This is a genomic window from Dokdonella sp. (assembly GCF_019634775.1).
Taxonomy (GTDB): domain Bacteria; phylum Pseudomonadota; class Gammaproteobacteria; order Xanthomonadales; family Rhodanobacteraceae; genus Dokdonella.
Genome location: NZ_JAHCAS010000001.1, coordinates 174,242 through 186,993 on the forward strand (window position 1 = coordinate 174,242; position 12,752 = coordinate 186,993).

Sequence of the window (12,752 nt, forward strand, 5' to 3'; positions counted from 1 at the left end):
TGGAGCGACCTCTCGTCCGGCTCCATCCCCCTCGACAGGGCAACTTTCCGTCGCATCCCTTTACAAGTCACCGGGCACCGGCGTACGGTACGGGTAGCCATGCCAGAACCACAAGATGTTGTGGTCCCGCAACAGGATGGAAACAAGAGTTTGGGGGCAGCAGTCGATCGACGGATCGGTATCCGCGTCCGCTCGGGGTGCTTGCATCCGTCCATGTGCGAGTGGCCAACGACATGGCTCAGCAACACGACACCGGGCGATCCGCCCGGAACAAGAACCAGCGGGAGGACACCCAGGCAATGAGTACGGTGCGTCTTGAAGGACTCGCGCGCGGCGCGGTCGCGATTCCACTGCAACCCGCCTCACACGACATCTGGGACAAGAAGTACCGGCTGAAGTCCAAGCAAGGGACCCCAGTCGACGCCAGCATCGACCACACCTACCAGCGCGTTGCACGAGCGCTGGCCGACGTCGAAGCCGATGCAGAAAAGCAGGCCTACTGGTACGAACGCTTCCTGTGGGCGTTGCGGCGCGGCGCGATCCCGGCCGGGCGCATCACCTCGAACGCGGGCGCCGCCGAGCACAAGCCGAAGACCTCGACGATCAATTGCACCGTGTCGGGCACGATCGAGGATTCGATGCACAACATCCTCGACAAGGTCCACGAGGCCGGGCTCACGCTGAAGGCCGGCTGCGGCATCGGCTATGAATTCTCCACGCTGCGCCCGCGCGGCGCGTACGTGTCCGGCGCCGGCGCCTACACCTCGGGCCCGCTGTCTTTCATGGACATCTACGACAAGATGTGTTTCACCGTGTCCTCCGCCGGCGGCCGCCGCGGCGCGCAGATGGGCACGTTCGACGTCTCGCACCCGGACGTGAAGGAATTCATCCGCGCCAAGCGCGAGGACGGGCGCCTGCGCCAGTTCAACCTCTCACTGCTGATCACCGACGGCTTCATGCAGGCGGTCAAGGACGATGCCGACTGGCCGCTGGTGTTCCCGGTGCACGTCAAGGAGCAGCACGAGATCGACTTCGCCGACGCCGGCAAGGTGACCTGGCGCGAATGGCCGACCACGAAGAACTACGTCGTGCGCGACGACGGCCTGGTCGCCTGCAAGATCTACGGCCACATTCGCGCACGCCACCTTTGGGACATGATCATGGTCTCGACGTACGACTACGCCGAGCCCGGTTTCATCCTGATCGACCGCGTCAACGAGATGAACAACAACTGGTGGTGCGAGCACATCCGCGCGACCAACCCCTGTGGCGAGCAGCCACTGCCACCCTATGGCTCCTGTCTGCTCGGTTCGGTCAACCTGACCACCTTCGTGCGCGATCCGTTCGGACCGAAGGCGCGCTTCGACTGGGAGGAATACAAGGAAGTCGTGCGCGTGTTCACGCGCATGCTCGACAACGTCGTCGAGATCAACGGCCTGCCGCTCGAGCAGCAGCGTGACGAAATCCTCGGCAAGCGCCGCCACGGCATGGGCTTCCTCGGCCTCGGCTCGACCCTGACGATGCTGAAGATGCGCTACGGTTCGAAGGAAGCCTGCGCGTTCACCGAGGATGTCGCCCGCGAAATGGCCGTGGCCGGCTGGGAGGTTGCCCTCGGCCTGGCCAAGGAGAAGGGCCCGGCGCCGATCCTCTCCCGCGAGTTCGCCGTAACCGGCGAGATGCTGCGCAAGCGTCCGGAGATGGCCGGCGATGGCTGGAAGGTCGGCGACATGATCCCCGGCCGCATCCTGCACGCGAAGTACAGCCGCTACATGCAGCGCGTGGCCGAGGTCGCCCCGGAACTGGTCGCCGAGCTGGCCGAGGTCGGCGCACGCTTCACCCACCATTCCTCGATCGCCCCGACCGGCACGATCAGCCTGTCCCTGGCCAACAACGCCTCCAACGGCATCGAGCCGAGCTTCGCCCACCACTACAGCCGCAACGTCATCCGCGAGGGCAAGAAGTCCAAGGAGAAGGTCGAGGTCTACAGCTACGAGCTGCTGGCCTATCGCGAGCTGATCAACGGCCGGGCGATGCCGTTCTCGGACAAGCCCGAGGAGAAGCTGCCGGATTACTTCGTCGCCGCCGACGACATCAGCCCGGTCGAGCACGTCGATATCCAGGCCGCAGCGCAGAAATGGGTCGATTCCTCGATTTCCAAGACCGCCAACGTCCCCACCTCGTACCCCTACGAGGACTTCAAGGACATCTATCGCTATGCCCACGAGCAGGGGCTGAAAGGGTGCACCACGTTCCGGTTCAACCCGGCGGCCTTCCAAGGAGTGCTCGTGAAGGAGCATGATCTGGAGAACACCCTCTACCGCTTCGAACTCGAAGACGGCACGACGGTGGAGGTCAAGGGCAACGAACAGATCGAGTACGACGGCGAAGTGCACACCGCGGCCAACCTGTTCGACGCCTTGAAGGAAGGCTATTACGGCAAGTTCTGAAGCGGCGGCAGACGTGGCGCACGCGCCGCGTCGCCACCGGAAACGTCGTCAAACCACGGGTACCAACCAGTAGCGGAGAGGGGAACATGAGCAACGAAAGCACCATCGACGAGATCAAGGAAGGCGCCAGCCAAATGGGCAGCGCGATCGCGGACGCGGCCAGCAGCGCAGCCGCTTTCGTCAGCAACGTCGCCAGCGACGCCAAGGATGCCGTCGTCGCCACCGGCAAGAAGGTCGCCACCGGCGTGCAGAAGGCGAAGAAGCAGGCGGCGCGCACGGTCAAGACCGTCGTCGCCAAGGTCAAGAAGACCGAGGAAAAGGCCGAGAAGAAGGTCGTCGCCGCTGCGAAGTCGGCGCAGAAGGCCGTGAAGAAGGCGGTCAAGAAGGTCAAGGCCAAGGTTGCCGCGAAGAAGGCCGCACCGAAGAAAGCCGCCAAGAAGGTCGCGAAGAAGGCCGCTCCGAAGAAGGCCACCAAGAAGGTCGCGAAGAAGGCCGCGCCGAAGAAGGCCGCCAAGAAGGTCGCGAAGAAGCCCGCACCGAAGAAGGCCGTCAAGAAGGTCGCGAAGAAGGCCGCACCGAAGAAGGCCGCCAAGAAGGTCGCGAAGAAGGCCGCACCAAAGAAGGCCACCAAAAAGGCCGGCAAGCGCAGGTAACTTCGCAGGCCGCGTACGCCATCGGCCGGCCCTGCGGCGCCGGCCGGTGACGTCCACGCCCCAGCCGCAACGGAGTCGTGCATGGCAACAAAACGCACCGTCCTGCGCAGCAGTGCAGGCAAGAAGCTCTATGCCGTCCGCAACGCCGACGGCACGTTCAAGGACATCCAGGACTACGCCCGCGCCCACCGCGCCGACCTTGCCCGCAAGAGCAAGGCCGAGAAGGAAGCCGACGCGAAGAAGGCAGCGAAGAAGGCCGCCAAGAAACCGGCTGCGAAAAAGGCTGCGAAGAAACCGGCCGCAAAGAAGGCCGCAAAGAAGGCCGTGAAGAAGACGGCCCGCAAGGTGGCGAAGAAAGCCGTGAAAAAGGCTGCGAAGAAGAAAGCCTGATCCTCATTTCCTTGCCCACCAGGGCGCCCACGTGGCGCCCTGGTTGTGGCATCCAACACACAGACACAGACACCACGATGAAGATCACCAAGAAGATCACGGGCTACAGCGTCGTCAAGCCGGACGAACCCGCCAAGGCCGCCCCGGCCTCCGACGAGAGCGCCACGCCGGTCACGCCGACCGCCGAAGTGATCCAGATGCACGAAAAGGTCGAGCGCCCCGAGACCCTGATCGGCGCCACCTACAAGATCAAATCGCCGCTGTTCGAGCACGCCCTCTACGTCACGATCAACGACATCGTGCTGAACCAGGGCACTGAACACGAACTGCGTCGCCCCTTCGAGGTATTCATCAACTCGAAGAACATGGACCACTTCCAGTGGATCGTGGCCCTCACCCGCATCATGTCCGCCGTGTTCCGCAAAGGCGGCGACGTCACCTTCCTCGTCGAGGAACTGAAGGCCGTGTTCGACCCACGCGGCGGCTACTTCAAGGCCGGCGGTGTGTACATGCCGAGCATCGTCGCCGAACTCGGAGCCGTCATCGAGCAGCACATGAAGATGATTGGCCTCCTGCACGACCCCGAACTCGACGAGGCGCAGAAGAAGCTCGTCGCCGAAAAGCGAGCCGCCTACGAAAACCGCACAAAAAAAAAACCTAGCGTGAGCGAGGGTGCCTCTGCGCCTTCAGCGGATGAAGCGTCAACCCGGCGCACGTCGGGGTCCAGGGTCTCGCCTTCCCCCGCGGAAGAAGGCTCCACCGCCTCGTTCCCCCCTGGCGCCACCCTCTGCCACAAATGCAACACCACGGCCATGATCATCATGGACGGCTGCGCGACCTGTCTTAACTGCGGGTACTCAAAGTGCGGGTAGGAACCCGCCGCACGCCTGAAGCGACTGGGGATGCTCTGGACAATCCCGCAATGGCGGCGCCGGAACCGGGACAGCGACACGCAGCACGGGTCCGCCGCACGCCTTGTGCCCCTCACTCCGGCGGCGGGAGGTCGAAGCCGTTGCGGTAGATGACGTCCCACGAGGGCACGCCGAACGGCGTGCCGAGATAGCCCGGACTGAGCGTGTCACCAGAGAGGTCGCGCAGTGGTACGGCGTTGTAGGCCGCGTCCTCATTGAAGACGATCACGCGGTGGTCGGCCGAACCGGTTGACGAGCTGCTGCTGACCATGATGCGGCGTTCGTACGGATCATGGCCGATGCCGATGAAGTAGTGGCCGGCTGGACGGTTGAGTTGGGTAAGCCCGCCGGCGATCGTGTAGAGCGGCACCGCATTGCCGCTGGCCGTGTCGGGGAATATGGCGACGCGACCGATCAGGCTGGAGTCGGCGAGCGTCGTTTTCGCGAGCACGTAGAGGAGATGGGTGCGTGGATCGTGGGCGATGCCGACGGCGCCGGCGACGCCGTTGCCGGTGATCGTGCGCGTCGGTGCCGTGTAGCCGCTGGCCGTTCGCGCGTGGAAGATGACGCGGCTCGCGTTGGTGCCGGGCTCGAAATCGATGACCACGTATTCGTCGCTGTCAGGCAGGTAGGTCAGTGAGGCGGGGCTGTTGAGTTGGGTGGTCTGATTCGAGCCACCGCCCCACAGGATCGTGCGGATAGGCGAAACCGTGTCGCCATTGCCGTGCAGCGGATACGTGGCGATGCAGCAGTTGGTGGTGATGACACCGAGTTCGTCGTGGGCGAATACCGGCGCGTTAGCACGCGTCTGCGAGAGCACCGGCGGATTGATGACGCGCAGCGGGGCGACGTTGCCGGTGGCGAACGCCGGATACACGCGGATCGCCCGACCGTAGAAGTCCGAAAGGTAGAGCAGGCGCTCGTTCGGCTCATAGGTTACCCATTGGGTGTCCTGGGCACCCATAGCCGGACCGCTCATCTCCCAGGACGCCGCACCCGTGCCGTTGACCTCGGGGCCGAAGATCCGCAGCGGCAGATTGACCTGCCCGGAACGCGCAATACCACCGATGCCCATGTCGGCACGAGCTGGCAGGGCGAACACGAGGGCGGCGAGTATCGCGGACAGAAGGCAGGCACGCACGGGAAAATCTCCGAATGTGGGTTACCTCACCCTACGCAATTCGGTGACCGCCCCCTTTAGGATGTTCTGATCAATCCCTCAACGGCGTCACCGTCCTGTGCGGGATTGATCAGAACATCCTCGAACGGAACCAGACCGATCGGCTTGTCGAAAGTGAACCTGACTCCGGGCTGGCCGCATGGAATCGGGCGGCCAAACCCGCATCGCCCGGCCGTCCAGCCCGCTATCCGGCCACTTCCGGAAAAAACGGATCGAGGTCGAAGATGCGTTCGCCGTCCGGGTCGGAACCCGCGATGATCGCGATACCAATACCATCGGCCTCGATGGCGTAGCGGCCATCAAAGCCTAGACGCACGTTGACGACGCCGGCCCTGCCGAGCGGGACATCGACGATCCTGAAATCCATCTCCTGGCCATCATCCCAGACCGAGAAACGCAGCCGGTCGACGCCGCCACCACGGTCGACGCGACCCTCGACCCGACCGCGGATCACGATCTCGACTCGCGAGTGCGCGCCGTCGGCGGTCCGCGTCTGGATGCCGGTGACGGTCCAACCGTCAGTGGCGGGGACTTGCACATGGTCGGGCATGGTCCTGGTCTCGCAAGGGAGGGCAGGCCCATTCTCCGCTCGAAACGCGCGCATGTCGCGCATGCGCTGGCCACGCATCGTCCGGGCCGTGGGCGGGCCATGGCGCCACAGGCAACACCGTCCTGCTGCGCCAGCGCTCCCTGCCAGTTCCGCAATGACGTGACGAGACGGACATTCAGGATGCTCGGATCCATTCCACAACGGCGTCACCGTCCCGTGCGGGCGCAGATCAAGGCGTGACGGCGATGGCAAACCGGCCATCTGTCGAGCCGGCGCAACGAACACCAGCCCGCACGCCGAGGCGCAAACGCCATACCCGCATCACGGGCGTAGAATCGCCAGCATGAAGGCGCTGGCGGTACCGGTGAAAACGGGGCGGCGCGCACGGGCGGGCGACCTCGCCGGCCTGCTCGCGGCAGTGCGTGCCTGTAGCGTCTGCGCTGCGCATCTCCCGCTCGGGCCACGCCCGGTCGTGCAGGCCGGTGCCGATGCCAGATTGCTCATCGTCGGCCAGGCGCCGGGCGCGAAAGTGCATGCGAGCGGGATACCGTGGAACGACGCCAGCGGCCTGCGCCTGCGCGAATGGCTCGGCCTCGATCTCGCGCGCTTCCACGATCCGGCACAGGTCGCGATCCTGCCGATGGGCTTCTGCTATCCGGGCCGCGGCGGCGGTGGCGACCTGCCGCCACGCCCCGAGTGCGCTCCGCTGTGGTTCGATGCCCTGCTGGCGCAACTGCCGAACATCGAACTCGTGCTGCTGATCGGCCAGTACGCGCAACGCCACTTCCTCGGAGCGCAACGCAAGTCGACGCTGGCCGAAACGGTCGCCGCTTTCGCCGACTACGGCCCGAAGTATTTCCCGCTGCCACATCCATCGCCACGTAACACCGCCTGGCGGCAGCGCCACCCGTGGTTCGAGCGCGACGTGCTGCCGCAACTGCGCGAACGCGTACGCACTGTGCTGTTTCCACCTCCCGGGAAATGACGATGACGAAGAAACCTGTGATTGCACTGCAACGCGCCTACGACGACCCGACCCCGCACGACGGCTATCGCGTACTGGTCGATCGGTTCTGGCCGCGCGGGCGCAGCAAGGACGTGCTCGCCCTCGATGCATGGGTGCGCGAGCTGGCGCCGAGTGCCGACCTGATCCGCTGGTACGGGCACATGCCGGAACGCTGGGACGAGTTTCGCAAGCGCTACCTTGCCGAACTCGCCACACCGCAGGCGCGCGCGCAGTTGCACGCCCTGCTCGACGCCGCCGGCCGGAAGCGCATTACCCTCGTCTATGGTGCGCGCTCGGCAACCGGCAACCAGGCGATCGTGCTGCGCGAGGCGCTCGAACACACCACTGGATGAATCCTCGACCGCTGCTACCCGGTGCATGCCGGCGCGCCTGTTGTGCTTGAATCACGCCTCTACCCGCCGCGGTCCGAGCGCCGATGTCGTCCAACGCCAGCCACCCGGTACGACTCCTGCCCGTCGCCGTCACCGTTTTCGTTGCCGTGTTCGTGGTGCAGGCACCGCTCGTCTTCAATCCTGGCTACTTCGCGGCGGACGAACTGCAATGGTGGGCGCGTGCCGATGTCACGCGCGCTGCTGACCTGCCATGGCTGGCCTGGGGTGACGTCTCGGCGTTCCAATATCGGCCCTTGACCTTCAATCTGTGGTTGCTGCTGGCGTGGGCGTTTGCGGCCACACCGTGGATCATGCACGCCGCGTTCGTCGCCCTCGGCGCCACGAATACCGCCCTGCTCGGTGCCGTCATGCTGCGATTCGGTGCATCGCAACGTGCAACGCTGGCCGCCTGTCTTGCCTTCGCTTCGAATCCCTATGTGGTCTACACGCACGGCTGGACGGCGACGCTTGCCGATCTGCTCGTCGTGCTGGCCGGCCTTGGCTCGGTGCTGCTGTCGCGAAGCATCGGACCGGATGCTTCGCCACGGCAATCGAACACTGCCCTGCTCGTGATCCTTGTCCTCGTCGCCCTGGCCTTGATGGCGAAGGAGTCGGCCGTCGTCCTGCCCGTGTTGCTCGCTGCCGCTGCATGGCGCACCCGCAATCCCCGATTCAGCGCGCTGGTCGTCGTCACCTCTGCAGTGCTCGTGCTCGCCTACCTCGGCCTACGTTGGCCGGTGCTCGCACAGGCGGGCAGCGCAGATCCAGCCTACGCCTGGTCGGCCGACCGCATGCCGCGACGTGTGCTTGAGTACCTGCTGTTTCCGGCGATGCCACCGCTGCTCGAAGCGGCGCCGGTGCTCGCCAAGAGCGCAGCCCGGATCGCTGCCGCGGGCGTCGTGTTGTGCGCCTTCCTCGCTGCGCTGGCCAGCGCAAATCGCTGGCTACCGGTGGCCTGGCTGGTGCTCCAGCTCGGCCTGCTCGCGCCGGTGCTCGTTCTCGGCATTGCGTACAACCACTATGCCTACATGGCCAGCACCGCTGCGATCGCCATTCCCGCACTCGCGTGGTCAAGCCTGCCTCGGCCGGCCCGCATCGTGGTTTGCGTCGCCGCTGCCATCACTGCCTTGCATGGCATGCAGGTGATGTTCGCGATGCACAGGGTCGGCGTCGCCGAGCAGGCATTCCACTCGGCACTCGCTGCGGCCGTACACGATGCGCAGGGCCAACCGCTGCGCATCACTGCCACCGATCCCTCCGCGGCATGGATGCTGCAACGCTTCGTCAACGCCGTTCCGGCCTGGCGCGGCACGTCCCTGCATGCCGTGTCCATCGCCGCGACGCCAGCACAGGCCACACACCGGATGGACGCCGACGGCCGCCTGCGGGCGGTGACGCCAGACGACGCCTTGTGACTCGCGCCGCAGCCCCGGTCACGTTTCCCCGCGACCACGGCCTGCGCTGTCCGCCCCCTGTCCGCGACAGCATTCGGACACTGTCCGCGGCACACGCCTCGAGAAAAACATCTTGGTCATCAATGTCTTGCGGATGGCACGCTAGTTGCTGAATCGAACCCGTGCGCCGCCGTCCGGCGCGGGAGAAACCGGATGATCCGCGATACCTCGGCACAAGACCGCGTGATGAAGGTCGAATCCCGGCGCGGCCGACGCTGGCTCGTGCCGGGCCTCGCCGCCGTCGGTGCGATCGCGGTGCTGGCCGTGCTCGTGCCGGTCGCGGCACGCCTGTTCTCGGCCGATTCGGCGGCGAGCATGAGCGGCCTGCGCATCGCCGAAGTCAAACGCGGCACGCTGGTGCGCGACGTCTCCGTCCAAGGTCGGGTCGTCGCTGCGGTCAGCCCGACCCTGTACGCGGCCAGCGCCGGCACAGTCACCCTTGCCGTACAGGCCGGCGACAAGGTCAAGAAGGGCGACGTGCTAGCCGAAATCGCCAGCCCCGAGCTGAGCAACCGCCTGCAGCAGGAGCAGGCGACGCGCGAAAGCCTCGAGATCGAAGTCCAGCGCGCCAGCCTGGATCATCGCAAGCAGCAGCTCGCAGCGAAGAAGCTGCTCGACCAGGCGCGGGTCGACCGCCAGACCGCGCAGCGCGAGGTCGAGCGCACCGAGAAGGCGTTCAAGGCCGGTGCGATGTCGGAGATCGAACTGCTGCGCCGGCAGGACGCCCTGGCCAAGGCCGAAATCGACGTCGCCAATGCCGAGGCCGACATGCAACTCGACATCGAGGCGCTCGCCTTCGAGCTGAAGAGCAAGCGCCTCGCCCTCGACCGCCAGCGCCTGCTCGCCGCCGATCTGGAGCGCCAGGTCGACGAACTGAAACTGCGTTCGCCGGTCGATGGCCAGGTTGGCCAGTTGATCGCGCAGCAACGCGCGGCGATCGCGCTCAACGCGCCGATCCTGACCGTGGTCGACCTGAGCGCGCTCGAGATCGAGGTGCAGGTGCCGGAAACCTTCGCCCACGACCTCGCGATCGGCATGCCGGCCGAGATCCAGGACAGTTCGGGCAAGTACCCAGGCGAGATCAGCGCGGTGTCGCCCGAAGTGATCGATGGCCAGGTCACCGGTCGCATCCGCCTTGGCGACAACAAGCCGGCCGGCCTGCGCCAGAACCAGCGCCTGACCACGCGCATCCTGATGGACGAACACCCCGACACCCTGATCGTCGAGCGTGGCCCGTTCGTCGATACGGGTGCCGGCCGCGTCGCCTATATCGTGCGCGGCGATGTCGCCGAGCGTACCCCGATCCAGATCGGCGCGACCAGCCTCAACGCCGTTGAGATCCTCGCCGGGGTCAAGGAAGGAGACCGCATCGTCATCTCCGGCACCGATCGCTTCAACGGGGTGCAGCGTGTCGCCCTGAACTGAACACCGGGAGTGAGTCCGGCATGCGGAGTGGGAACCGTAGCCGCACCGAAGCCCACCCGACTGCACATCGTGACTTTGCCGAACCCTGATCACCGTCTCCACCGATCCTCATCCCCAAATCCGAACTCCAGCGAGGCGCAGCCGATGCTCAAGATGACCCACCTGCAGAAGGTCTACCGCACCCATCTGATCGAGACGCATGCGTTGCGCGATTTCTCGATCCACGTGCGCGACGGCGAATTCGTTGCCGTCACCGGGCCGTCGGGTTCCGGCAAGACGACCTTCCTCAACATCGCCGGCCTGCTCGAGGAGTTCAGCGGTGGCGAATACACCCTCGACGGCGTCGACGTGCGCGGACTCGACGACAAGGCCCGCTCACGGCTGCGCAATGAGAAAATCGGCTTCATCTTCCAGAGCTTCAACCTGATTCCGGACCTCAACCTGTTCGACAACGTCGACGTGCCGTTGCGCTATCGCGGCTTCAGCGCCACCGACCGCCGGCGTCGCATCGAAGAGGCCCTGACCCACGTCGGCCTCGCCTCGCGCATGAAGCACTATCCGTCGGAGCTTTCCGGTGGCCAACAACAACGCGTGGCGATCGCGCGCGCGCTGGCCGGCTCGCCGCGCCTGCTCATGGCTGACGAGCCGACCGGAAATCTCGATTCGCTGATGGCGCGCGGCGTCATGGAACTGCTCGAGGAGGTCAACCGCCAGGGCACGACGATCGTCATGGTCACCCACGACCCCGAACTCGCCGCGCGCGCGCATCGCAACGTCCACGTCATCGACGGCCAGGTCACCGACTTCGAATCCGAACCGAGCCTGGTCGCGAGCGCCGAGGAACGGCGCGCGCGAACGCAGCAGCCGGCCCGCGCAACACTCGCCTGACTCGCGCGCATTCCGCACCCTCGCCCCTCACCTCCAATCCCTGGCCCGCATGTTCAACTACTACCTCCAGCTCGGCCTGCGCAGCCTGCGCAGGAATCCGGTCCTCACGGCGCTGATGGTCCTCGGTATCGCGCTCGGCATCGCCGCGAGCATGACCACACTGACCGTCATGCACCTCATGGGCAGCGATCCGATCCCTTGGAAGAGCGACAAGCTCCACTACGTCCAACTCGACAACTGGAGCGCGGATGAGCCGTTCGATGAGGACGGCAGCCCGCCCGACCAAGTGACCTATCGCGATGCGACCGCCCTGATGGAAGCCGGCAAGGCCGATCGCCAGGCGGCGATGTTCAAGCTGTCGCTGGCGGTGCAGCCGGAGAACCCCGAGGTCAAGCCATTCCAGTCGCTGGGCCGCGTGACCTGGTCCGATTTCTTCGCGATGTTCGAGCCGCCGTTCGCGTTCGGCGGACCGTGGGATCGCGGACAGGACGCCGAACACGCGCGTGTCGTCGTACTCGGCCGCGAACTCAACGAACGATTGTTCGGCGGCCAGAACAGCGTCGGTCGGACGGTGCGCATGGGCGCCAATGACTACACCGTGGTCGGCGTGCTCGGCGAATGGACGCTGCGTTCGAAGTACTACGACCTCACCAACGGCGCCTTCAACGAGCCGGACCAGTTCTTCATTCCCATGACCACCGGCATCGACCTCAAGCAACGCGCGAGCGGCAACAACCAGTGCTTCCGCTCACCCGGCGACGGCTGGGATTCGTACCTCGCCTCCGACTGCGTGTGGCTGCAGATGTGGGTGCAGCTCGATACCCCTGCCCGCCTCGCCGAATACAAGGATTTCCTCGACAGTTACGTCAACGAACAGAAGAAGCTCGGCCGCTTCGAGCGACCGCTCAACAACCGCCTGCCGAACGTGACCGAGTGGATGGCCAACCAGCGCGTCGTCCCCCGCGACGTCGAGGTGCAGACCGGCCTCGCCTTCGCCTTCCTCCTCGTCTGCCTGGTCAACACGATCGGCTTGCTGCTCGCCAAGTTCACGCGCAAGTCCGGAGAAATCGGCCTGCGCCGTGCGCTCGGCGCCAGCCGCCGCGACGTGTTCACCCAGTTCCTGGTCGAGTCCGGCGTGGTCGGCCTGAGCGGCGGCATCGTCGGCCTCGGCCTGACCGGACTCGGCCTGATCGCCGTGCGTGCGCTCTATCCGAACTACCGCACGGTCGCCCAGCTCGACTGGACGATGATCGCCGTGACCGTCGTTCTCGCCATCATCTCCGCGGTGCTCGCCGGTCTCTACCCGACCTGGCGCGCCTGTCGGGTGCAACCGGCGACGCAACTGAAGATGTGATTGAGCCGGGAATTGGGTATCGGGAACAGGGAATGGTTGAAGCAGTGGTTCGCTCTGCATTCCTGTTCCGACCATTCTCTATTCCCCATTCCCCGTTCTCCG

General features: G+C 65.5%; 12 protein-coding genes. 10 read left to right on the forward strand and 2 right to left on the reverse strand.

Annotated elements, in window-relative coordinates; translation table 11 throughout:
- Nucleotides 1–299 precede the first annotated feature (299 nt).
- The 4 genes from KF907_RS00750 to KF907_RS00765 all read left to right on the forward strand — a co-directional run bounded on the left by KF907_RS00750 (nt 300) and on the right by KF907_RS00765 (nt 4,362).
- Entirely contained in the window at nt 300–2,447 is a 2,148-nt protein-coding gene (locus tag KF907_RS00750; RefSeq protein ID WP_291217099.1) for an adenosylcobalamin-dependent ribonucleoside-diphosphate reductase, read from the forward strand.
- Nucleotides 2,448–2,533: 86 nt separating this feature from the next.
- Nucleotides 2,534–3,100 carry a hypothetical protein gene (locus KF907_RS00755; protein WP_291217102.1) on the forward strand — a complete coding sequence of 189 codons (567 nt, stop codon included), beginning with the start codon at nt 2,534–2,536 and terminating at the stop codon, nt 3,098–3,100.
- 81 nt (nt 3,101–3,181) lie between these two features.
- Entirely contained in the window at nt 3,182–3,490 is a 309-nt protein-coding gene (locus KF907_RS00760) for a hypothetical protein (RefSeq protein ID WP_291217105.1), read from the forward strand.
- Between the two features lie 77 nt (nt 3,491–3,567).
- A complete protein-coding gene (locus tag KF907_RS00765) occupies nt 3,568–4,362 on the forward strand; it encodes a TSCPD domain-containing protein (RefSeq protein WP_291217108.1) in 795 nt (264 codons plus the stop codon).
- Nucleotides 4,363–4,474: 112 nt separating this feature from the next.
- On the opposite strand, the gene KF907_RS00770 is transcribed toward KF907_RS00765, so the two are convergent.
- Together KF907_RS00770 and KF907_RS00775 are read right to left on the reverse strand one after the other, a co-directional pair.
- The gene (locus KF907_RS00770) at nt 4,475–5,542 is read right to left on the reverse strand and encodes a hypothetical protein (protein ID WP_291217110.1); all 1,068 of its coding nucleotides are present in this window, start codon (nt 5,540–5,542) and stop codon (nt 4,475–4,477) included.
- A 223-nt stretch (nt 5,543–5,765) separates the two neighbouring features.
- Nucleotides 5,766–6,194, reverse strand: coding sequence for a hypothetical protein (locus KF907_RS00775; protein WP_291217112.1), 429 nt, complete (start codon nt 6,192–6,194; stop codon nt 5,766–5,768).
- A 280-nt stretch (nt 6,195–6,474) separates the two neighbouring features.
- On the opposite strand from KF907_RS00775, the gene KF907_RS00780 reads away from it, so the two are divergent.
- The 6 genes from KF907_RS00780 (at nt 6,475) to KF907_RS00805 (ending at nt 12,650) form a co-directional block, all read left to right on the forward strand.
- A complete protein-coding gene (locus KF907_RS00780; protein WP_291217115.1) occupies nt 6,475–7,116 on the forward strand; it encodes a uracil-DNA glycosylase family protein in 642 nt (213 codons plus the stop codon).
- Nucleotides 7,117–7,118: 2 nt separating this feature from the next.
- Complete coding sequence (locus KF907_RS00785; RefSeq protein WP_291217118.1) at nt 7,119–7,490, forward strand: DUF488 domain-containing protein; 372 nt, start codon at nt 7,119–7,121, stop codon at nt 7,488–7,490.
- An 83-nt stretch (nt 7,491–7,573) separates the two neighbouring features.
- The gene (locus KF907_RS00790; RefSeq protein WP_291217121.1) at nt 7,574–8,944 is read left to right on the forward strand and encodes a hypothetical protein; all 1,371 of its coding nucleotides are present in this window, start codon (nt 7,574–7,576) and stop codon (nt 8,942–8,944) included.
- Nucleotides 8,945–9,136: 192 nt separating this feature from the next.
- Entirely contained in the window at nt 9,137–10,408 is a 1,272-nt protein-coding gene (locus KF907_RS00795; protein WP_291217124.1) for an efflux RND transporter periplasmic adaptor subunit, read from the forward strand.
- Nucleotides 10,409–10,552: 144 nt separating this feature from the next.
- On the forward strand, nt 10,553–11,296 hold the full coding sequence (locus KF907_RS00800; RefSeq protein WP_291217126.1) for an ABC transporter ATP-binding protein: 744 nt from the start codon (nt 10,553–10,555) through the stop codon (nt 11,294–11,296).
- A 49-nt stretch (nt 11,297–11,345) separates the two neighbouring features.
- On the forward strand, nt 11,346–12,650 hold the full coding sequence (locus KF907_RS00805) for an ABC transporter permease (RefSeq protein ID WP_291217128.1): 1,305 nt from the start codon (nt 11,346–11,348) through the stop codon (nt 12,648–12,650).
- Nucleotides 12,651–12,752 lie beyond the last annotated feature (102 nt).

What these genes read in the sequence shown, in the direction of transcription:
- KF907_RS00775 (WP_291217112.1), bottom strand. Translation starts at nt 6,194, where the DNA reads ATGCGCGACATGCGCGCGTTTCGAGCGGAGAATGGGCCTGCCCTCCCT.
- KF907_RS00760 (WP_291217105.1), top strand. Translation starts at nt 3,182, where the DNA reads ATGGCAACAAAACGCACCGTCCTGCGCAGCAGTGCAGGCAAGAAGCTC.
- KF907_RS00780 (WP_291217115.1), top strand. Translation starts at nt 6,475, where the DNA reads ATGAAGGCGCTGGCGGTACCGGTGAAAACGGGGCGGCGCGCACGGGCG.
- KF907_RS00790 (WP_291217121.1), top strand. Translation starts at nt 7,574, where the DNA reads ATGTCGTCCAACGCCAGCCACCCGGTACGACTCCTGCCCGTCGCCGTC.
- KF907_RS00765 (WP_291217108.1), top strand. Translation starts at nt 3,568, where the DNA reads ATGAAGATCACCAAGAAGATCACGGGCTACAGCGTCGTCAAGCCGGAC.
- KF907_RS00785 (WP_291217118.1), top strand. Translation starts at nt 7,119, where the DNA reads ATGACGAAGAAACCTGTGATTGCACTGCAACGCGCCTACGACGACCCG.
- KF907_RS00750 (WP_291217099.1), top strand. Translation starts at nt 300, where the DNA reads ATGAGTACGGTGCGTCTTGAAGGACTCGCGCGCGGCGCGGTCGCGATT.
- KF907_RS00795 (WP_291217124.1), top strand. Translation starts at nt 9,137, where the DNA reads ATGATCCGCGATACCTCGGCACAAGACCGCGTGATGAAGGTCGAATCC.
- KF907_RS00800 (WP_291217126.1), top strand. Translation starts at nt 10,553, where the DNA reads ATGCTCAAGATGACCCACCTGCAGAAGGTCTACCGCACCCATCTGATC.
- KF907_RS00755 (WP_291217102.1), top strand. Translation starts at nt 2,534, where the DNA reads ATGAGCAACGAAAGCACCATCGACGAGATCAAGGAAGGCGCCAGCCAA.
- KF907_RS00805 (WP_291217128.1), top strand. Translation starts at nt 11,346, where the DNA reads ATGTTCAACTACTACCTCCAGCTCGGCCTGCGCAGCCTGCGCAGGAAT.